The organism is Thermobacillus sp., from assembly GCF_003390775.1.
GTDB classification, from domain to species: domain Bacteria; phylum Bacillota; class Bacilli; order Paenibacillales; family Paenibacillaceae; genus Thermobacillus; species Thermobacillus xylanilyticus.
In genome coordinates this window covers 16268-35814 of the sequence record NZ_QEWA01000056.1, presented here as the reverse complement: position 1 = coordinate 35814, position 19547 = coordinate 16268, and the positions used below count along the sequence as shown (strand labels likewise).

At 63.7% G+C, this 19547-nt stretch carries 14 protein-coding genes and 1 pseudogene; 6 read left to right on the top strand and 9 right to left on the bottom strand.

Features of this window, described 5'->3' with window-relative positions; translation table 11 throughout:
* The first annotated feature begins 44 nt into the window (after nucleotides 1-44).
* The 3 genes from C6W55_RS16070 to C6W55_RS16060 are packed head-to-tail and all read left to right on the top strand — an operon-like array spanning nucleotide 45 to nucleotide 4381.
* Nucleotides 45-1823: a sensor histidine kinase gene (locus C6W55_RS16070; RefSeq protein ID WP_015255317.1), complete on the top strand. Its 1779-nt coding sequence runs from the start codon at nucleotides 45-47 to the stop codon at nucleotides 1821-1823.
* A gap of 1 nt (nucleotide 1824) precedes the next feature.
* On the top strand, nucleotides 1825-3144 hold the full coding sequence (locus C6W55_RS16065; protein WP_286893803.1) for an ABC transporter substrate-binding protein: 1320 nt from the start codon (nucleotides 1825-1827) through the stop codon (nucleotides 3142-3144).
* Between the two features lie 34 nt (nucleotides 3145-3178).
* Nucleotides 3179-4381: a response regulator transcription factor gene (locus tag C6W55_RS16060; RefSeq protein WP_015255319.1), complete on the top strand. Its 1203-nt coding sequence runs from the start codon at nucleotides 3179-3181 to the stop codon at nucleotides 4379-4381.
* A 278-nt stretch (nucleotides 4382-4659) separates the two neighbouring features.
* Here the strand turns inward: C6W55_RS16060 and C6W55_RS16055 are convergent, their stop codons facing one another.
* The 6 genes and pseudogenes from C6W55_RS16055 to C6W55_RS16030 form a co-directional block, all read right to left on the bottom strand.
* Nucleotides 4660-5655 carry an urease accessory protein UreD gene (locus C6W55_RS16055; RefSeq protein ID WP_083883218.1) on the bottom strand — a complete coding sequence of 332 codons (996 nt, stop codon included), beginning with the start codon at nucleotides 5653-5655 and terminating at the stop codon, nucleotides 4660-4662.
* Nucleotides 5615-6301 (bottom strand): urease accessory protein UreG, encoded by a 687-nt coding sequence (gene ureG / locus C6W55_RS16050; RefSeq protein WP_015255321.1) that lies wholly within the window; start codon nucleotides 6299-6301, stop codon nucleotides 5615-5617. Before ureG ends, C6W55_RS16055 begins: the two co-directional genes overlap by 41 nt.
* A gap of 42 nt (nucleotides 6302-6343) precedes the next feature.
* Entirely contained in the window at nucleotides 6344-7099 is a 756-nt protein-coding gene (locus C6W55_RS16045) for an urease accessory protein UreF (RefSeq protein WP_015255322.1), read from the bottom strand.
* Between the two features lie 21 nt (nucleotides 7100-7120).
* Nucleotides 7121-8513, bottom strand: a pseudogene (locus C6W55_RS16040) (urease subunit alpha).
* Nucleotides 8510-8878: an urease subunit beta gene (locus C6W55_RS16035; protein ID WP_286893800.1), complete on the bottom strand. Its 369-nt coding sequence runs from the start codon at nucleotides 8876-8878 to the stop codon at nucleotides 8510-8512. The pseudogene C6W55_RS16040 and the gene C6W55_RS16035 overlap by 4 nt, the downstream one beginning before the upstream one ends.
* A 50-nt stretch (nucleotides 8879-8928) precedes the next feature.
* Nucleotides 8929-9234: an urease subunit gamma gene (locus C6W55_RS16030; RefSeq protein WP_015255323.1), complete on the bottom strand. Its 306-nt coding sequence runs from the start codon at nucleotides 9232-9234 to the stop codon at nucleotides 8929-8931.
* A gap of 188 nt (nucleotides 9235-9422) precedes the next feature.
* Between C6W55_RS16030 and C6W55_RS16025 the strand changes: the two genes are divergently transcribed.
* Nucleotides 9423-10610 carry a GNAT family N-acetyltransferase gene (locus C6W55_RS16025; RefSeq protein ID WP_286893798.1) on the top strand — a complete coding sequence of 396 codons (1188 nt, stop codon included), beginning with the start codon at nucleotides 9423-9425 and terminating at the stop codon, nucleotides 10608-10610.
* A 186-nt stretch (nucleotides 10611-10796) separates the two neighbouring features.
* Nucleotides 10797-12467: a dihydroxy-acid dehydratase gene (gene ilvD / locus C6W55_RS16020; protein WP_041853894.1), complete on the top strand. Its 1671-nt coding sequence runs from the start codon at nucleotides 10797-10799 to the stop codon at nucleotides 12465-12467.
* 75 nt (nucleotides 12468-12542) lie between these two features.
* Here ilvD and C6W55_RS16015 read toward each other — a convergent pair whose 3' ends face one another.
* On the bottom strand, nucleotides 12543-13958 hold the full coding sequence (locus tag C6W55_RS16015; RefSeq protein WP_015255326.1) for a polysaccharide deacetylase family protein: 1416 nt from the start codon (nucleotides 13956-13958) through the stop codon (nucleotides 12543-12545).
* A 173-nt stretch (nucleotides 13959-14131) separates the two neighbouring features.
* Between C6W55_RS16015 and C6W55_RS16010 the strand changes: the two genes are divergently transcribed.
* Complete coding sequence (locus C6W55_RS16010; RefSeq protein WP_015255327.1) at nucleotides 14132-15256, top strand: AI-2E family transporter; 1125 nt, start codon at nucleotides 14132-14134, stop codon at nucleotides 15254-15256.
* Nucleotides 15257-15280: 24 nt separating this feature from the next.
* On the opposite strand, the gene C6W55_RS16005 is transcribed toward C6W55_RS16010, so the two are convergent.
* Together C6W55_RS16005 and C6W55_RS16000 are read right to left on the bottom strand one after the other, a co-directional pair.
* The gene (locus C6W55_RS16005) at nucleotides 15281-17095 is read right to left on the bottom strand and encodes a peptidoglycan D,D-transpeptidase FtsI family protein (protein WP_286893797.1); all 1815 of its coding nucleotides are present in this window, start codon (nucleotides 17093-17095) and stop codon (nucleotides 15281-15283) included.
* A gap of 125 nt (nucleotides 17096-17220) precedes the next feature.
* Nucleotides 17221-19410, bottom strand: coding sequence for a methyl-accepting chemotaxis protein (locus C6W55_RS16000; RefSeq protein WP_015255329.1), 2190 nt, complete (start codon nucleotides 19408-19410; stop codon nucleotides 17221-17223).
* Nucleotides 19411-19547: the final 137 nt, after the last annotated feature.

Sequence of the window (19547 nt, the reverse complement as noted above, 5' to 3'; positions counted from 1 at the left end):
CCCGCCTGTCATCAGGCTTTCCGCAGCCGAAAGGGAGAATGGCATTGAAACGCAAACCGTCCATTCTGGCGCAGCTCACGATCGGTTTCACGGCGATTCTGCTCTTCGTCATGTCGGCGACGGCAACGGTGACCTACGTGCAGACGTCGCGCTCGTCGTTGAATCAGACCGCCAGGCTGCTGCTGGACTCCATCACCCATCTGAGCGGCAAGCTGGACGCCAATCTGATCGAATATGACAAAATGACGCAGGTGCTGGCGTTCAACGAGGTCGTGCAGAAACATTTGTCCGCCCGCACGAATCCGGGGAGCTACAACGAAGAGCTGATCCGCGTCATGAACGCGAGCAACCGGACGAGCGGACACGAATCGAATATCATGATCCTTGACCGGTACGGATCCAGCTACCTGGCCAACTCTTCCATGGACTTCCTCTGGCGGTCGCTTGAAGCCGTGCAGAAACAGCCCTGGTACGACGAAATGGAACAGTACAAGGGACGCATGCTCTGGTTCTCCGGACTCGTCTGGGTGGGCGGCGCCCAGCCGGCCGTGATCGGCGCGCGGAGCCTCAACAACATCGAGACGCTCGAGAACATCGGCACGATCGTCTTCGCCTACCCCGCGATCACGCTGCAGAAGACGATCGGACAGATGAACCTCGGCAAGAGCGGCAAAGTCCAGGTTGTCGACTCATTCGGCCGCGTCGTCTATTCGACCGTATGGGACGACGTGGGCACGCCTGCGCCGAGCGTGCTGCTGGAGCAGGTGCGCAAAGTGCCGAGCGACATGATTACGCTGAACACGGAAGACGGGCCCGCCTACATCTCCTATGCGTATTCCGAATACAGCGGCTGGACGGTGCTGGCCTACATCGACCGCAGCGAAGTGTACGAGGGCGTGTCGCGCCTGCAGCGCACCATCCTCTGGATCAGCATCGTCGGTCTGTCCGTCGGCATTCTGTTCATCACCTTCTATTCCTGGACGCTCGTCAGACCGATTCGCTTCCTGGCGAAACGGATCGAGCGGATCGACGAAGGCCATCTGCTGCCGGTGAAGCGCCAGCTCTGGAATGCGGAAGTGTCGGGGCTGTATGACAGCTTCAACCGCATGCTCGCGCGGCTGCAGCAGACGATCCGCGATCTGACGGACAAGCAGGTCAGCGAGCGGCAGGCGCAGTTCGTCGCGCTGCGCGCCCAGTTCCGCCCGCACTTCCTGTACAATACGCTGAACACGATCTACTGGACGCTGGAAGGCAAGCGCGACGCCGCGGCGGCCGCCGAGATGGTGCAGCTGCTCAGCGAGCTCTTGCGCTACAGCATCCAGCCGGGCTCGGAGATGACGACGGTCCGCGAGGACGTCGCCCAGCTCAGACGGTACATCACCCTGCAGAAATACCGCTACGGCGAGCGGCTCGATGTCGAGCTGGACATCGACGAGGAACTGCTCGATTGCCGGTGCATGAAGCTGCTCCTGCAGCCGATCGTCGAGAACGCGATGACCCACGGGCTGGAAGGCGTCAAGCGGGATCAATGGAAAATCCGCATCCGCATTCAGCGCGACGGGCGGGACATGGTGCTGACCGTGGACGACAACGGCATCGGCATGAGCGAACGCGAGATGAAGGAGATTTTGTCCGAAGACGCGCCGCAGCGGAACAAGCCGCTGCACACCGGCATCGGTCTGCCGAATCTGCAGGAGAGAATCCAATACATCTATGGCCGCAGCTACGGGATCACCTTGTCCGGCAACGAATGGGGCGGCCTGCGCGTGACGATCCGCATTCCGATCGATCCGGACGCCGGCAGCGGCAAGGAGGTGCCGTGAGATGACACCGCATGGACAACCCAGACGCGGCGGACCGCGCCGGACATGGCCGCTCCTCGCGCTGGCCGCGCTGCTCGTCCTCGCCTCATGCGCGGAGGGCGGCATGATCGTCAGCCACGGCGCCCGCGGCGCGGACCAGGGGCCGGACCCGCTCGTCATCTGGCTGTGGCCCGGTTCCGGCTACGAGCCGTTCATTTCACAGTATAACGAGGAGCATGACGACGTGCAGGTCGAGATCGTCCGGTTCGACTCCCAGGATCTGCACGCCAATCTCCAGACCGCGTTTGCGGCCGGCTACGGCGCGCCGGATGTCGTCATGATCGACCTCAGCTACATGGAACGCTTCAAACGGTTCCCGTCCTACTTCTACAATCTGCGGGAACTCGCATCCGAGCCGCTCGCCGGGCGGTATCTGGCGTGGAACTGGCAGCAGGCGGCCAGCCCGGACGGCTCGTTCATCTACGCCCTGCCCGCGTCCATCGGGCCGATGACGATGCTGTTCCGCGTCAGCCTGTACGGGCAGGCCGGATTGCCGCTGGACCGGGGCGAGCTGGCCGAATCGCTGCCGGACTGGGATTCGTTCCTCCGCAGCGGCATCGTGCTCCGCACCCGGACGGGCAAACCGATGATCGACAACATCGGCACGCTCTACCGCGCCATCCTCGGCCAGGCCGAGGTGCAGTACTTCGACCCCGAGACCGGCGCCTTCATCGGCGACACCAACCCGGCGGTGCGCGAAGCCTGGGACTACGCCGTCGCCGCGAAGGTGAACGGCCTGTCCGCCGGCCTGCAGACGGGCTCGACCGAGTGGGCCGTCGGCATGGAGCAGGGACACTTCGCGACGCTGCTCGCCCCGGCCTGGATGCTCAGCTACGTGACAGAGAACTCGCCCGGCGCGATCCGCCAATGGAACATGACGCGGCTGCCCGGCGGAGCGGCGAACTGGGGCGGATGGTTCTTCGCCATTCCGCGGGAGAGTCGCCATCCGGATGAGGCCTGGGAGCTGATTCGATGGCTGACCGATGAAGAACGGCAGCTCGAACTTTTCCGTGAGCAAAATATTTTTCCGTCGCTCACAACTTTGTACGACAATACCGATATTACGAATAAACGGGATGGTTTCTTCATGGGCGCGCCGGTCGGCCAACTGCTGAGCGAGGCTGCGCTTGCGGTCCGGCCGGTCTATGCGGGCGCCTATCAGCCGCTGGTCGAGGAGATCATGGAATCGGCGCTGCAGAAAGTCGAGAACGGACTGCTGAGCGGCGACCGGGCGTGGGAAGACGCCATGCGGCAGATCCGCACGGAACTCGCGGCGCGATAACCCGCCGGCACGACGACAGAAGGAGGATTGACCGATGCGGATTCTGATCGTGGATGACGAATCCGGCGTCCGTCAGATGATGGCGGACACCGTGCGCCGATTCGACGACAGCTACGAAGTGGAAGAAGCTGAGGAAGGCGAAGAGGCGCTGCGCATGCTGGACGATTCGTTCGACCTGGTCATCACCGACATCCGGATGCCCGGCATGGACGGGGTGGAACTGGCGTCCCGCATCCGCGAACGTTTTCCCGACATCATCATTTTCATGCTCACCGGCTACGCGGAATTCGAGTACGCCCGGGCGGCGATCCGCGCCAACGTCTCCGAATATTTGCTCAAACCGGTATCCGTGCAGGCGCTTCGCGAAGCGATCGCCAAGGCCGCCGATACGGTACGGGGACGCAAGGAAGCGGAGCGGATCAGCCGGCTGCGGGAAATGGCCCTGCTGGAGAAAAGGGTGCAGGATCTGCTCTACGAACTGCCCCTCCCCTACTACGACGAGTGGATGTTCCCGGAATACGACGCCGTCGGCGTGCTCAGCTTCGTCATCGAGGACGCGGAGGAAGGCGGCACGATCCGCTTCGCCGTCAAGAACGTGCTGGGCGATGTGCTGAGCGGTTTCGGCGTTCCCCTCGTCTTCGTTGAAGGCAGCCATCTGACCTGCGTCCTGTTCCTGAAGGACGGCCACGCGTCGCCGGAGGAGATCGCCTCGCGCTGCGCGGACGCGGTCCGCGCCACCCTGCGGCGGACGATCCGGGCCGGGATCGGCGGCGTGGCCAAGCAGCTTTCGGAAGTGAGCGGCCTCTACTGGCGCAGCCTGAAACAGCTCGGCATTGACCGTCCGGCCGTGCCGGTCGCGGGCGACGGGACGGAACAAGGAACGGACGGCCTGCTTGAGCCGCGCGGCGAGATGCACCATCTGATCCGCCAGACGATTCACATTCTGGAGACGGAATACGACCAGGACATTACGCTGTCCGGACTCGCCGAGCGATTGTATCTCAATCCGAACTACCTCAGCACCCTGTTCAAGAACGAGACGGGCACCACGTTCACGCAGGCGCTGCTCCGCATCCGGATGGAAAAGGCGAAGGAGCTGCTCCGCACGACGAAGCTGAAGATTTACGAGGTTGGCAGCCGGGTCGGCTACGCCGATTCCGCGCATTTCAGCCGGGTGTTCAAAAACCACGAGAACATGAGCCCCTACGAGTACAGAGAAAAATACGCGCAGACCTGAAGCCTGTTCACACATCCGCACCTTGTAACCGGGGTGGCCTCTTGCGGCGCATGGGTGCGCCGGAGGGAGTTTCACCGTGCCACACCTCCGGATCTGGTGCATATCTGCACCAGATGGAGGTTCTCCGCGCCTACCTTCCCGCATCTGGTGCATTTCTGCACCAGATGGAGGCACTCCGCGCCGACTCCTCCGGATGCGGTACCAGCGCAGTGCCATCGCACAAACGGGCTTCCGCTTGAAGATTGCGCCTCAAGCGGAAGCCCGTTTCAACTATCCCCTCACACCGCCTCCGGCAGACCGAGGAGCGTGCGCCGCAGCGCGCGCCACGCCGCCTCCAGCACCCGCTGCAGCCGCCACGCCGCGCCCCCGGCGGCCATGACGACGATGCCATTGCGCCAGGTGCGGGAGGCGCCGGCGATGCACCCGCCGGGCATGGCCTCGGACGCGCGTTCGATCGCCTCGCGCACCGCATCCAGATGGATGCCGTCCAGACGGTCGGAGAAGCAATACAGCATCCCGACGTGCGTGCAGTCTTCCCAGGCACCCGGCGCGGCGATCCGCTGTTTCGCAGGGTCGACGAGCTGACGGCTGCGGAAGATCAGCTCCCCGCCGTACCGGACGGACAGCGTCGCATCGTAACGGCGGAACGCGAATTTTTCCCCGCGCCCGGCGCGGCCCGGGCAGATGATCTCGGAAGACAGCCAGACGGCGCCCGGCGCGAGGTCGACCTCGGTGCACGCGGCAAACTCGGCGTCCCGGTACAGCATGAGCGGCTCCATCATCGACTGGACGCACGCGCCTTCATGCAGCGCGAACCGCTGCGTCAGCACCGCGCCGCGGCCTGGCGGCGACGGATGGATGCGCGTGTGCCCCTGATTCGTCAGGCAGACGCGCGCGTCCGCCTCCGCCGTCCACGCCATCTCGTAGCGGTCGCCGGTGAGCATGCCGGGCGACGCATCCATGACGATGACGGCCAGCTCGTGCTGGCGGTCGAACGCCTTCGCGATTTTGAGCGGTGCGGTGTGCATCTTCGAGACGAGGGCGGTGCGCCCGCCGCGGACGGCGAAGGCGGCTTCGAGGCGAGCCTGCCCGTGGGCCGGCGGCACTTGCGGCAGTCCGTCTGCCGATGCTGCATCCAGCCTTCCGGCCTGCGCTGCGTGCGGTCGGGGCCCAGGCACCGCATGCGGCTGCACGATGGCCCGCGTCCCTAGTCCTGCGGCTGCCGCCGCGCCGTCAATGCGTATGCCGGATGCCGCGGGCATGCTGAAGCTCATGTTCCAGCCAGTCGACGATCATGCGGAGCCCTTCGCCGCCGTGCAGCAGATTGGTGAACACATAGGGCCGTCCGCCCCGCATCCGCTGCGTATCTTCCTCCATCACCTTGAGGCTCGCGCCGACATGCTCCGCAAGGTCGATCTTGTTGATGAGGAGCAGGTCGGAGCGCATGATGCCCGGACCGCCTTTGCGAGGGATTTTCTCCCCTTGCGCCACGTCGATGATGTAGATGAACCGGTCCGCCAGTTCCGGGCTGAACGCCGCCGCCAGATTGTCGCCGCCGCTCTCGATCAGAATGAAATCCAGATCCGGGAACCGGGTTTTCAGATCCTCGATCGCCTCGAAGTTCATCGAGGCGTCCTCCCGGATCGCCGTGTGCGGGCAGCCGCCCGTCTCGATGCCGATGATCCGCTCCTCCGGCAGGCAGCCGGTTTTCACGAGAATGCGCGCGTCTTCCGCCGTATAGATATCGTTCGTGATGACGGCGATGCTGTAGCGGTCCCGCATTGCCTTCGCAATGCGCTCGACGAGCGCCGTCTTGCCCGAACCGACCGGCCCGCCGATGCCGATCCGCATCGGACGGTCCGCCGGTACGGTCGGCGTCTCCCAATCATGATGGTGATGATGTCCCTGTCCTTGGCACATGGAAATCCCTTCCTATCAAAAAATGGTTATCCGGCGTCATCGCTACGACATGAACAGCCGGGAATACAGCGTCTCATGGCGCATCGCCATCAGTTCCGCAAGCGGCGTGTTGCCGTGCGCGTCCTCCGGTTCGAGCCGGTTCGCCAACTCCCACCCTTCGGCGATGAGCGGGATGAGCCGGGCGATGATCGCCTGCCCCTCCGTCTGGCCGATCGCCATAAGACGCAGCGCGCTGTTCACGCAAGTGACGATGTTGCCGTAAAGCAGCCCCTGCACCGCCTGATGGAGCGGAAAGCCGAGGCGCCGGCACAGAAACCCGAAGACGAGCGGATGCGTAGCCAGGGAGCGGCCGCTTCGGAAGGCCTCTTCCAGCGGCGACAGATCAAGTCCCGGATGGACACTGGCCGCGAGGCGGAGCAGCCGGCGCCCCATCTTCCCGGCGGCCGCCCGCGACTCCGCCGCCGCGCGCTGGAGATGGACGAGCCGCTCGATGCGCCAAGCCCGCTCCCAGTCATCCGTCGGGCATTCGTACACCGCCTTCACGATCATCGCGTCGAGCGTCGCCCAGCTCTGCAGCAGCAGCATCGTCTCCGCATAGCGCTCAAGATCAGCCGACGTCCGGATCCGCCCTTCCTGCACCATCGTCTCCAGGCCGAACGAATGCGAGAACCCGCCGATCGGCAGCGCGGACTCGAGCAGCTGCTGCAGCATCAGCCACGACACATCTGCTCGAGTCCGCGTCGGAACGGACACCGGCACCGCTCCGCCGCCTGCCGGACTATCCAGAGCATCCGCCACAGCCACAACCTCCTTGCCGCCTCAGAACAGGAAATACCGCTGCGCCATCGGCAGCACGGCCGCCGGCTCGCAGGTGCACGGCTCGCCGTCGACGGTCACCTTGTACGTCTCGGGATCGACTTCGATCCGCGGCGTCGCGTCGTTCAGCACCATATCCTTCTTGCCGATGTTCCGGCTGCCCTTCACCGGCTCCACCCGCTTCGTCAGGCCCAGCTTCTCCGCGATGCCTTGGGTATAGGCCGCCTGCGACACGAACGTGATCGAGGTCGCGGCGCGCGCCTTGCCGAACGCGGCGAACATCGGCCGGCCGAATACCGGCTGCGGCGTCGGAATCGACGCGTTCGGATCGCCCATCTGCGCCCAGGCGATGGCCCCGCCCTTCAGCACGAGATCCGGCTTCACGCCGAAGACCATCGGATTCCAGATGACGAGATCGGCGAACTTGCCCGGCTCGACGGAACCGACCAGATGCGCGATACCGTGCGTGATCGCCGGATTGATCGTATATTTCGCGATGTAGCGCCGGATGCGGAAGTTGTCGCTCGCCGTGTCCGGTTGAAGCTGTCCGCGCTGGCGTTTCATTTTGTCCGCGGTCTGCCATCGTCCGGCCGGCGATCGCGGCCAGCGTATCCTCCACGAACCCCGACTCGTTCAGCGTGTCGGTGTGGATGGCGACCTGCACGTCGTGCAGATCCGCCGCGCGCAGGCACGCGTCGATCGCCGCCGGCGTCGTCCCCCAGTCCTCGTGCAGCTTCAGCCCGATCGCGCCCGCTTCGATCTGCTCGATGAGCGGCTCGATGAACGAGGCGTTCCCCTTGCCGGTGAAGCCGAGGTTCATCGGGAATGCCTCGGCCGCCTCCAGCATGCGGGCGATATGCCAGGCGCCCGGCGTGCACGTCGTCGCGTTCGTGCCGGCGGCCGGCCCGGTGCCGCCGCCGATCATCGTCGTGATGCCGGACGCGAGCGCCGTCTCGATCTGCTGCGGGCTGATGAAATGCACGTGCGAATCGATGCCGCCGGCGGTGACGATCCGGCCCTCGCCCGCGATCACCTCCGTGGAGACGCCGACGATCAGGTTCGGATCGACGCCGTCCATCAGGTCGGGGTTGCCCCCCTTGCCGATGCCGACGATCAGGCCGTCCTTGATGCCGATGTCGGCTTTCACGATGCCCCAATGGTCGATGATGACCGCGTTCGTAATGATCGTGTCGAGCACGCCGTCATCGCGCCGCGCCCGGCTCGACTGCCCCATGCCGTCGCGGATGACTTTTCCGCCGCCGAACTTGCATTCGTCGCCGTAGACGGTATAGTCCCGCTCGATTTCGGCCCACAGCTCCGTGTCCGCCAGCCGGATCGCATCGCCCGTCGTCGGGCCGAACATGCCGTCGTAGCTTTTGCGATCCATCCGGCTCACCGCGGTCCCTCCTTCCATGCTTCCAGCCGCTCCCGCACCTCTTCGGGAACAGCGCCGGGAGCAGCCACGCCCCGCGTCAGCCCGTTCAGGCCGTAGACGATGCGTGATCCGCCGATTGTGGTCAGGACGACCGGCTTCTCTTCGCCCGGCTCGAACCGGACCGCCGTTCCGGCCGGAATGTCCAGCCGCATGCCGAACGCCGCCTCGCGGTCGAAGACGAGGGCGCGGTTGACTTCGAAGAAATGAAAATGCGAACCGACCTGCACGGGACGGTCGCCCGTATTGACGACAATCAGCTCCTTGCGCGGCCTTCCCGCGTTCAGTTCGATCCCGCCTTCCGCCGTCCGGTATTCCCCTGGAATCATGCACGGCATCTCTCCTTCCACATTTGCATGCCGGATCTCCGCCCGGCCGGTTATTCGGCTATCGGATGGTGGACGGTGACCAGCTTGGTGCCGTCCGGGAAAGTTGCCTCGACCTGCACTTCCTGAATCATCTCCGGCACCCCTTCCATCACCTGGTCCCGGCGCAGGATGCGGGCGCCGTACGCCATCAGCTCGGCGACCGTCTTGCCGTCTCGCGCGCCCTCGAGGATTTCGGACGTGATGAGCACCACACTTTCCGGATAGTTCAGCTTGACGCCGCGCGCCAGCCTCCGCCTTGCGAGATCGGCGGCCACGCTGATCATCAGCCGCTCCTTCTCCCTTTCCGTCAGCAGCATGCGTACATCTCTCCCTTCCATCCAATTTAATGTTCGGTTTTCTAACATAATTATAACGTTAATCCTCAGAATTCGCAATTTAATGTTAACTTTTATAACATAAAAATTTTGCGCCCCAATGCTCTTGCATCTTCTCGAAAAAACCGGTACGTTCCTGATGAGTGTGTTGTGACGAGGAGTGATCCCGAATGAAGGAACAGGGCATCCGTCGTCTGACGGATAAGGAAGTGGATGACAGCATCCGGCTGTCCTCTTTCGCGTTTCAATTCAGCCTCAACCCGGAAGTATGGGAACAGCGCCGCAAATCGTTGAAGCCGGACCGCGTCTGGGGATATTTCATTGACGGACGGTTGGCGGCCAAAGCCGCCGTCCATCCGATGCGGATCTGGCTGAACGGCCGCAGCATCCCGATGGGCGGCATCGCGGGGGTCGCTACGTGGCCGGAATTCCGGAGACAGGGACTCGTCCGGCAGCTCCTCCTGCACGTCCTGGGCGTAATGCGCGACGAAGGGGTGACCGTTTCGTTCCTGCACCCCTTCTCCATTCCGTTTTACCGGAAATTCGGTTGGGAAGTCGTCGCGGACGCCGTTGTGCTTGAACTGCAGCCGGAGAAATGCGGAGGATTCGCGATGGAGGGCGGCATGCGGCGGATCGAACGGCCCCTGGAGGAACTGGGACTGCTCCATCGCCTGCGCGGGCGTTATGCGGCCCGGTTCAATACCATGAACGATCGCGACGCGGATTGGTGGGAAGAGCGGGTGCTCGCGAACGAGTGTTGCTGCTACATCTACGAGGACGCGTCCGGCGAGCCGCAGGGGTACATGCTGTTCACGCTGAAGGACCGGCTGATGCACATTGCGGAGTGGGTTTACCTGAATCGCGAAGCGCGGGAGGGCATGCTGGCGTTCATCGCCAACCACGATTCCATGGCGGACAAGGTGCAGCTGAAATGTTCGGCGAACGACCGTCTGCCGTTTCTCCTGCATGATCCCCGGTTCACGCAGACGCGGATGCCGCACGTCATGGGCCGCATCGTCGATGTCCAGAGCTTCGTCTACGCATACGCGTTCCGACCGGGGAACGGCCCGACCCGTCTGCGGCTGCGCATCACGGACGAGGCCGCGCCCTGGAACGACGGCGAATTCCTGCTCTCCGTCGACGCGGACGGCCGCGGGAGCCTGACGCCGGCCGCCGCCGGGTCGCCGGATGCTCCGGCGCTGGCTTGCCACATTCGCGCGCTGTCGGCAGTGCTTCTCGGCGATCAGCGTCCTGCGTCCCTGTATGAGGACGGCTTGTTCACCGGCGACGCGGCGGCCGCGGAATTGCTCGAATCTCGCGTTCCGGCGACGCCGACGAATCTGATCGATTTCTTCTGAGACCAAAAGCAGACATTCGGATGGCGGGAAGGCGCAATTGCCCCCGCCGTTTTTGTTGCCTCCGTCTGCCTCCCGATTGCTGGTCAAGGTATGGCGGATATGTTACACTAAATTAGATAGTTCCCGGCGTTTGCACGGATCCGCCTCAGAATCGGAAAGGGGAAATCGCAGTTGACCACAGGCAAAATGAGATCCGACATGATCAAGCGCGGCTTCGACCGCGCCCCGCACCGCAGCTTGCTGCGCGCCGCGGGAGTCAAGGAAGAAGACTTCGACAAACCGTTCATCGCGGTCTGCAACTCTTACATCGACATCATTCCGGGCCACGTCCATCTGCAGGAATTCGGCAAGCTGGTCAAGGAAGCGATCCGCGAAGCCGGCGGCGTCCCGTTCGAGTTCAACACGATCGGCGTCGACGACGGCATCGCGATGGGCCATATCGGCATGCGCTACTCTCTCGCCAGCCGGGAGCTCATCGCCGACTCGGTCGAGACGGTCGTGAACGCCCACTGGTTCGACGGCATGGTGTGCATTCCGAACTGCGACAAGATTACGCCGGGCATGATGATGGCGGCGCTGCGCATCAACATCCCGACGATCTTCGTCAGCGGCGGTCCGATGAAGGCCGGCAAGACGTCCGACGGCCGGTCGATCTCGCTGTCGAGCGTGTTCGAAGGCGTCGGCGCCTACCAATCCGGCAAGATCGACGAGAAGGGCCTGCGGGAACTCGAAATGTACGGCTGCCCGTCGTGCGGCTCCTGCTCCGGCATGTTCACCGCGAACTCGATGAACTGCCTCGCCGAAGCGCTCGGCCTCGCGCTGCCCGGCAACGGCACGATCCTGGCCATCTCGCCGGAACGCCGAGAGTTCGTGAAGCAATCGGCGCGCCAGCTGATGGAGCTGATCAAGCGCGACATCAAGCCTCGCGACATTGTCACCAAGGAAGCGATCGACAATGCGTTCGCCCTCGACATGGCGATGGGCGGCTCGACGAACACCGTGCTGCACACGCTCGCGATCGCGCGCGAAGCGGGCATCGATTACCCGATCTCGCGCATCAACGAAGTGGCGGAGCGCGTGCCGCATCTCGCCAAGATCGCGCCCGCATCGGATTACCACATCGAAGACGTGCATGAAGCCGGCGGCGTATCGGCCATCCTGAACGAGCTGCTCAAGAAGCCCGGCGCGATCCACGGAGAATGCATTACGGTCACCGGCAAGACGCTCCGCGAGAACGTCGAAGGCTGCGAGATCAAGAACAAGGACGTCATCCGTCCGCTGGACAATCCCCACAGCGAGCGCGGCGGCCTCGCGATTCTGTTCGGCAACCTGGCGCCGGAAGGCGCGGTCATCAAAGTCGGCGCGGTCGACCCTTCGGTCGGCGGCTACCACAAAGGCCCGGCCATCTGCTTCGATTCGCAGGATGAGGCGCTCGCGGGCATCGCGTCCGGCAAGGTGAAGGAAGGCCATGTCGTCATCATCCGCTACGAAGGGCCGAAGGGCGGTCCCGGCATGCCGGAGATGCTGGCGCCCACGTCACAGATCGTCGGCATGGGCCTCGGCGCCAAGGTCGGCCTCGTGACCGACGGCCGATTCTCCGGCGCGTCCCGCGGCATCAGCATCGGCCACGTCTCGCCGGAAGCGGCGGAGGGCGGCCCGATCGCGTTCGTCCGCGACGGCGACATCATCGAGCTCGATCTGAACAACCGCACGATGAACGTGCTGATCAGCGACGAAGAGATGGAGAAGCGGCGCGCGGAATGGCCCGGCTTCACGCCGAAGATTTCGGGCGGCTACCTCGCGCGGTACTCGCATCTCGTCACGAACGCCAGCATGGGCGCCGTGCTCAAGATCTGAATACAAAAAGACGGGCTGTTCCGTCAGATCCCTTAAGGCGCGGGATCCGGAACAGCCCCTTCTTTTATGCCGCGATTACTGCTGCAGCGTCTTGCCGCCCGTCAGGATGGCCGCCGCCGGCCCGTCGGCCGGCAATGCCCCCGCCGCGGCCGGCTCGAGCGCGCCGGACGCATCCGGCTGCGGACGGCCGGACGCGCTGCCGTACCGTCTCAGGAACTCGGCCATGGACATCGCCATGATGCGCGGGTAGAACTGCACATTCTTGTCTCTGAGCAGCTCCCCTCCGCTCGGATGAAGCACCCGGATCAGCAGCCGGAGATACCGGGTCGTCAAGAACCGGAACGACCCCCGGGGCATATCCAGCACGCTGAACCCGAACGCCTCCGGACCGCGGTGAATCATGCTGATGCCGTACAGCCCCTTGACATCGCTGAGATCCGCTTTGCTCTCCAGATGCCGCGCCAGCGCCGGCAGCGCCTTCTCCGTCTCGCGGATCAGGAAAATCGCGACTTTCATGAGTGAACGCGAATTCTCCAGCAATTGCCTGAGCTTCGCATTGTCGAAATGCAGTTCGACGATCTTGTCGTTCGGCCGGATGACGGCGCCGTCGTCCAGCACGAGCTCGCCGCCGCGATACGGCCGGATGCGGTAATGAAGCAGCGAGCCGTCGCCGACATCGACAATCCGGAACAGCACGTTGAAGCAGCGCTCCCATGCCATCCAGCATGCCGTCACCGTCCGCTTGAACCAGCCCGGCTGCCGCCCGGCCTTCTCGCGCGCGCGATTCTTGTCCGTCACGGCGATCAACTCCCCGATCGTCACAAATCGATAGCCCCGCTCGCTGCCCCGTTGCAAATACACTTCCAGCGCCTGCAGCATCTGTTCCGGCGCGTCTTCGTCCGCTCCGAACGTATTGCCGCAGTCGTGCAGAAGCAGCACTTCGCCCGGGCGCAGCTTCTTCATCATCCGCGCCGTCAGCCGTTCGACGCCGACGCGCTTCCGCCAGTCGCCGAACATCGCCGACCACAGAATGATCTGCAAATAGCCGAGATTGGCGAAATCGAACAGATTGACAATGCCCCACGGCGGACGGTAGTAAACCGGCTTCACACCCGTCGCCTGTTCGATGATCCCGCTCGTGCGGGCGATCTGTTTCTTCACCGTGCCGGGGCGCATGAGCCAGTTCGTCTTGTGTAAATAATTATGAATGCCGATGTCATGTCCTTCCTCCGCCATCCGCCTGAGCAGCTCGGGGTGCCGCTCGGCGTGGACGCCGACGACGAAGAACGTTGCCTTCGCCCCGTATTTGCGCAGCAAATCCAGCAGGCGTGGCGTGTACACCGGGTCCGGCCCGTCATCGAATGTAAGCGCGATCTCTTCGCGGGCTCGTCCACGCTTGAATACGCGGAATCCGAACGTCCGGCTGATGAATCCTGGCAGAAAAGCATAGAACGTCAGGAAGTAGAATCCCCACAGCAGCACATTCTCCATGCGAACGTTTCCCCACCATCCCAAGTGAACGCCGCACCGGTTTCGCTTCCGGCGTCGTATTCATCTTGTTTATTGTATCATAATCGTTAAAAAAATAGGCGGCTTCTCCAAAACTATAGTAAAATCAGGTTGTCCCTTTTTTTGCGCCACCAACATCTCGAAGGGGAGTCGATATGATCACGTTCTACAAACGCTACTGGCGGACGGCATTCGATATCGCGCTCATCGCGCTTACCGTATGGCTCATCATGTACGTCTTCAGTTTTCTGTACAAGATCGCCGCTCCCGTCTTCATGTCCTTCCTGATCTTCGCCTGCATCGAGCCGCTGGCGAAACGGCTGAACCGGATCGGCATCAAGAAAGCGATCGCTTCCGCCATCAGCGTCCTGTTCTTCACGCTGGTCATCCTCGGGGCGTTCATCGGGGCAGGCGTTCTGCTGACTTACGAAATCATGGAATTCGTCGACCGGCTGCCCGATTACCAGACGATCTTCACCGAGGAAGCGACGTACTGGATCGCCTGGCTCCAAAGCCGGATCGACCTGCTCCCGGAAGGCGTCGTGCAGCAGACGCAGAGCGTCATCAATTCGATTACGGGCTGGGGGCAGCGGGTCGCAACGCAGATTCTGGTCGGATTCGTCAACATTCTTTCATCCCTCAGCACCTTCGTGTTCAATTTCGGTATCGGCATCATTCTCGCGTATTTTCTGAGCATCGAGATCGACACGTGGAAGAAGCTGGCCCGCGAAAAAACGCCCAACACGTTCAAGACGGCGTTCTACTTCCTGAAAGACAACGTGCTGGCCGGCATCGTCGGGTATCTGAAATCGCAGCTCATCCTCGTCTCGATCACCTTCGTGGTCATTCTGACCGCCCTGATGCTGCTCGGCGTGAACAACGCCTTCACGATCGCGGCGCTGTCGGCCATCGCGGACATCCTCCCGCTGCTCGGCGTCACGACCGTGTTCGCGCCGTGGATCATCTACCTGTTCATCGTCGGGCAGACGCAGCTTGCGATCTGGCTGACCGTCATCCTCGGCGTCGTCCTGCTGACGCGCCAGATTCTCGAGCCGAAGATCACGGGCGGAACGCTCGGTGTATCCGCCTACACGATGCTCGTCTGCATGCTGGTCTCGCTGTCGCTCTTCGGCGTGGCCGGCGTCATCCTGTCGCCGGTGCTCGTCATCCTGATCAAGCAGCTGCACGCGCAGGGCTATCTGCGCCGCTGGATCCGGCCGCCGCTCGATTACGACAACCCGCCCGCGGATCCGCCCGCAGGCTCGCCCAACGCAACCTGACCCGGCAAAAAAGCTCCGCCTCCGTTAGCGTACGGAAGCGGAGCTTTCTTCATGCGCCGCGAGGATATCCATCACTTGCCGGAACAGCAGAACCGCCTGGTGCTCGCTGCCTTCCGGGCGGTTCAGCGCCACGACGGCGGCGGCGTACCGCGGCCGGCCGACCGGCCCGAAGCCCGCGAACCATTGATGATTGACCGGCCGGCCATCCTTCATCGCCTGGGCCGTTCCGCTCTTGCCCGCGAGCGGCCACGCCGCATCCCGCAGGGCGCGCCCCGTCCCCTCCCGGACGACCGCCTCCATGCCGTGAAGCAGGAAGGCGGCCGTGCGCGGCGAGACGCGCCCGAAACGCGACGGCGATTCGGCGGTTCCGAACGCGGCCATCCGGCCTCCGGAAGCGTAGCGGATGTCCGCCACGATGCGGGGCGCGGGCACCCGGCCGCCTTGCAGCAGGGCGACGACGGCTGCGGCCGCCTGCAGCGGCGTGGCGGCCGCGTCGCGCTGGCCGATGGCGGTCTGGACGATCAGACCGCCGTCCCGCGCGTCCGGCCGGCCGGCGAACACGCGGCCGCTCTCTTCCTCGGGAAGCGGCCGGACCTCGCCGCCGGCCCCCGGCCAGCGGATCGGGCGGACAAGCGGCCGGCCGAAGCCGAGCCGGTCGGCCGCCGCCGCCAGCTGCTCCGGCGTGAGTCGTTCGGCGATCTGTGCGAAGGCGACATTGCACGACTGGGCGAACGCCTCTTCCAGCGTCAGCACGCCGTGACCGCCTTCCTTCCAGCAGGAGAGCCCGTAGCGCCCGTATTCGCCGTCGCAGCGGAAGCGCTCCTTGGGATGAACGACGCCGGCGTCAAGCGCCGCCGCCAGCGTGACGAGCTTGAAGATCGAGCCCGGCGCGGCGGCGCGGAGCGCGTGGTTTTCCGTGCCGGCGAGGCCGGGCGCGATCCGCAGCGGATCGTAAGCCGGCCGGGAGACCATCGCCGCGATGTCGCCGGTCGCCGCATCCAGCACGACGATCGCCCCTTCCTTGAGGCCCGCCCGGTCCGCCAGCGCGGACAGTTCGCGCTGCAGCCGGCCGTCCAGCGTCGTCCGGACGGTCAGCGGATAATAGCCGCTCCGGCTTTGCGCGATCCGCAGCGCCCCCGGCAGCGAATCGCCGCCCGCGTTCCGTCTGCGCTGGGCGATGACCGGTCCCGAACCGCGCAGCAGCTTCTCCAGCGAACGCTCGAGCCCCATGCCGCCGATCTTCGCATCCAGCGGCATTTCGCCCCTCGCCGCTTCCTCCGCGTAAAGCTCGGCAAGCCGTCCGGGATTCTGGCTGACGTAGCCGACGACATGCTGCGCTCCCAGGACGGACGAATCCCGCGGCGTATAGGGCAGCACATAGACGCCGGCGAGCCCCGCTTCCTCCGCCGTTCTTGCCGACTGCCCGTGAAGCGGAAGCGGCGCGCGGCCTTCCCGGTCCATGAGGAACTCCGGCTCGGTCAGACTCTCCAGCCAGCTCCGCAGTTCGTCCGGCGGCATGCCAACCGCTTTCGCCAGCTGCGCGTATTGCCCTTCCTCTCCCCGCGGTCCGTTCACCGGAAACGCGGCCAGGGCGGGGTACGGCAGCCCGACCAGCGACACGCCGGCCCGGTCGACGATGCGCCCGCGTCCCGTATCGGCGACCAGTCGGTCGAACCGGCTCACCACGGCCCGTTCGGTTACGTCCGCGGCGGCGGGCAGCACCCCGGGCAGCACCTGCAGCCACGCCAGCCGGCCGAGGCAGACCGCTGCCGCGATCGTCGCGGCGACGCCCAGCCGACCGATCCGGCGAATCCTGCGTTCGGTCCGATCTTCCTTCACATCCCCCGCCTCCTTCCATTCGCCAGTGTAGCCTTCGGGTGCGCTCCCTATGCCCCGCCAGGGCGTCCGTTGCATGAAAAAAGCCGGTCCCGCGGGACATGCCGCGGAACCGGCCTTGACGCATCTTAGGCTTTGCCGTTCTGATTCTTCCAGTCGTCCGTCCGGAAATGGGAGAGCGTCTCCTTCAGATGATTGGACACCTTCTCCAGCTCGTTCGACAGCACGACCAGATTCTCGCTGATGTTCAGCTGCTCGTTGCTGAGCGATGCCACTTCCTCGCTCGTCGCCGACGATTGCTGCGCCACCGCGCTGACGTTGCTCATCGCTTCGGAGAGCACGCTCTGCGTCTGGCCGAGCTGAGCGACCGAATCGTTCACCGTCTCCAGATGCGCCGTGAAGGCGTTCATCTGCGCCTGGACGGACAGGAAGATCTGATTCGCTTCCTTGACCGATTCGATCTGCTCCTGGAAGATCGGATAGGCCTCTCCCAGCACGCCGACCGTGGCTTCGATCTCGCTCTGGATCGACTCCGTGATCGAGGCGACGACATCGATCGACTCGCGGGATTGATCCGCCAGCTTGCGGATCTCGTCCGCGACGACCATGAAACCTTTGCCCGCGGCGCCGGCCCGCGCCGCTTCGATCGTCGCGTTGAGCGACAGAATGTTTGTCTGCTTCGTGATATTGTTGAGCACATCGAGAATTTGCCGGATCGACCGCGTGCTTTCTTTCAGCCTGTCGACCTTCTCGACCATGTTGCGCGTCATTTCCTCGGTCATGCCGGTCTTCTCGATGAGCGAAGCCATATAGCGCGTGCCCTGTTCGCTCGCCCGCTCGACCTCGACGGCCGACGAGGCCATCTGGTCGCGCGCTTCGTTGACCTCCTGCATCTTCGCGCCCATCTGCTCCGTCAGTTCGCTGCCGCGCTCCGCCTCGACCGCGAGGCTCGTGGCGCCGTTCGCGATTTCCTCGGTGGCGACGGCGATTTCCTTGGCGGAAAGCGCCGTCTTGCGCGAAGCTTCCGACAGATTTTCCGCCGTCCGCAGCACTTGCGCCGCCGACTCGTTCGTCCGGTTGACCAGCGCCGTGATCTGCTCCATCATCTGGTTGAAGCTGAGCGCGAGCTGACCGATTTCGTCGCGCTTCCTGATGTTCGAACGGACGGTCAGATTGCCTTTCTCCCCTTCGTTCATCAGGTTGCGCAATTTCGCCAGCGGCATCGCGATCATCCAGATGACGAGCAGGCCGATGCCCGCGGCGAGAAGGGCCGCGATTCCCAGCATGCCGTACATGACGTTGCGGATCTTGCCGGCATCCTTGACCAGCTCACCGACCGGCAAGGTGCCGACCAGCGTCCAGCCGGTGATGAGCGTCTGATAGGGCGCAAGCACCGTATCGCCGTTCAGCTCGGCGGTGACGGCTTCCGCCTGCAAGGCCTGGCCGAGTTCAATGTCCAGTTTCTGGCCGACTTCTTCATCCGGACCGAACAGAATCGTCCCGTCCGCATCGACGATGCGAACCTGGCTGCCGTCGCCGAGCGAGACGCCGGCGAATTGCTCCATGACCACCTGATAGTCATATTCCAGCACCAGCAGGTAGATCGGTTCATTGGTCGCCGTAGAGCGAATCACCTTGGCGAGTCCGAACGTCATTTTGTTGCCGTTGCCGTTCAGACCGTTCTTCATCGTCGGAATCCAGTACGTCGTGCCGTCCAGTTCGAGTGCCCGCTTGTACCAGTCGGATTCAAGCGCCTTCTGGACGTCGAGACGGCTCGTCGCGCTCAGGATGGCAGACAGCTCGTTCTTCAGCGGAAGCAGCGCGCCGCCCGTGATATATTTGCTGTTGCCGAACAGGAAGTTGTTGAAGCTCGTCTCGATTCCCTGCACTTTCTGGTAACGCTCGAAGTCGGTCAGGTTCGCCGCATAGGCCAGCTCCCGGGAATTCAACTGAAGCGTCTGGTCAAGCACGACGGACATGACCAGGTTCTCGATGCTGGACAGCTGCAGATTCAGCTTGCCCGCCGTCTGGGAGATCGCCGTCTTCGAGGCGTCCATCACCTTGTTCTTGATGATGTCCTTCGCCGTCTCGTATGAATAGAGCCCGACGGCGTAGACGCAGACCAGAATGCTGACAAAAATGATGGCGAACAGCTTCACGCCAACGGAACGGGTCAGCCTCACCTTGTTCAGGCCGGCGCCGATTTTCGATACAGCCTCGGTTACCTTGGTGAGATCGGCCGCATTCCGGTTTTTTGCCGATGAATCGGGTGCGTCGCCCTGACTTTTTCGTTCTTTCGGTTTCCATGTCCATTTCATGATGTCCACCACCCAAATCGCACTAATGTTGCGTATCGCTTTCATTACGCTGTTTTAAAGTGTTCAACGTCATGCTTCGGAGCACCAACGGATTGGTCTTGCCGCCTCCCCTCTGCCGGTTGCCTTGCATTTGCCGT

Excerpts from the sequence above, each read along its gene's own strand:
- C6W55_RS16065 (WP_286893803.1), top strand. The coding sequence starts at position 1,825 with ATGACACCGCATGGACAACCCAGACGCGGCGGACCGCGCCGGACATGG.
- C6W55_RS16060 (WP_015255319.1), top strand. The coding sequence starts at position 3,179 with ATGCGGATTCTGATCGTGGATGACGAATCCGGCGTCCGTCAGATGATG.
- C6W55_RS16055 (WP_083883218.1), bottom strand. The coding sequence starts at position 5,655 with ATGAGCTTCAGCATGCCCGCGGCATCCGGCATACGCATTGACGGCGCG.
- ureG (WP_015255321.1), bottom strand. The coding sequence starts at position 6,301 with ATGTGCCAAGGACAGGGACATCATCACCATCATGATTGGGAGACGCCG.
- C6W55_RS16035 (WP_286893800.1), bottom strand. The coding sequence starts at position 8,878 with ATGATTCCAGGGGAATACCGGACGGCGGAAGGCGGGATCGAACTGAAC.
- C6W55_RS16030 (WP_015255323.1), bottom strand. The coding sequence starts at position 9,234 with ATGCTGCTGACGGAAAGGGAGAAGGAGCGGCTGATGATCAGCGTGGCC.
- C6W55_RS16025 (WP_286893798.1), top strand. The coding sequence starts at position 9,423 with ATGAAGGAACAGGGCATCCGTCGTCTGACGGATAAGGAAGTGGATGAC.
- ilvD (WP_041853894.1), top strand. The coding sequence starts at position 10,797 with ATGAGATCCGACATGATCAAGCGCGGCTTCGACCGCGCCCCGCACCGC.
- C6W55_RS16015 (WP_015255326.1), bottom strand. The coding sequence starts at position 13,958 with ATGGAGAATGTGCTGCTGTGGGGATTCTACTTCCTGACGTTCTATGCT.
- C6W55_RS16010 (WP_015255327.1), top strand. The coding sequence starts at position 14,132 with ATGATCACGTTCTACAAACGCTACTGGCGGACGGCATTCGATATCGCG.
- C6W55_RS16000 (WP_015255329.1), bottom strand. The coding sequence starts at position 19,410 with ATGAAATGGACATGGAAACCGAAAGAACGAAAAAGTCAGGGCGACGCA.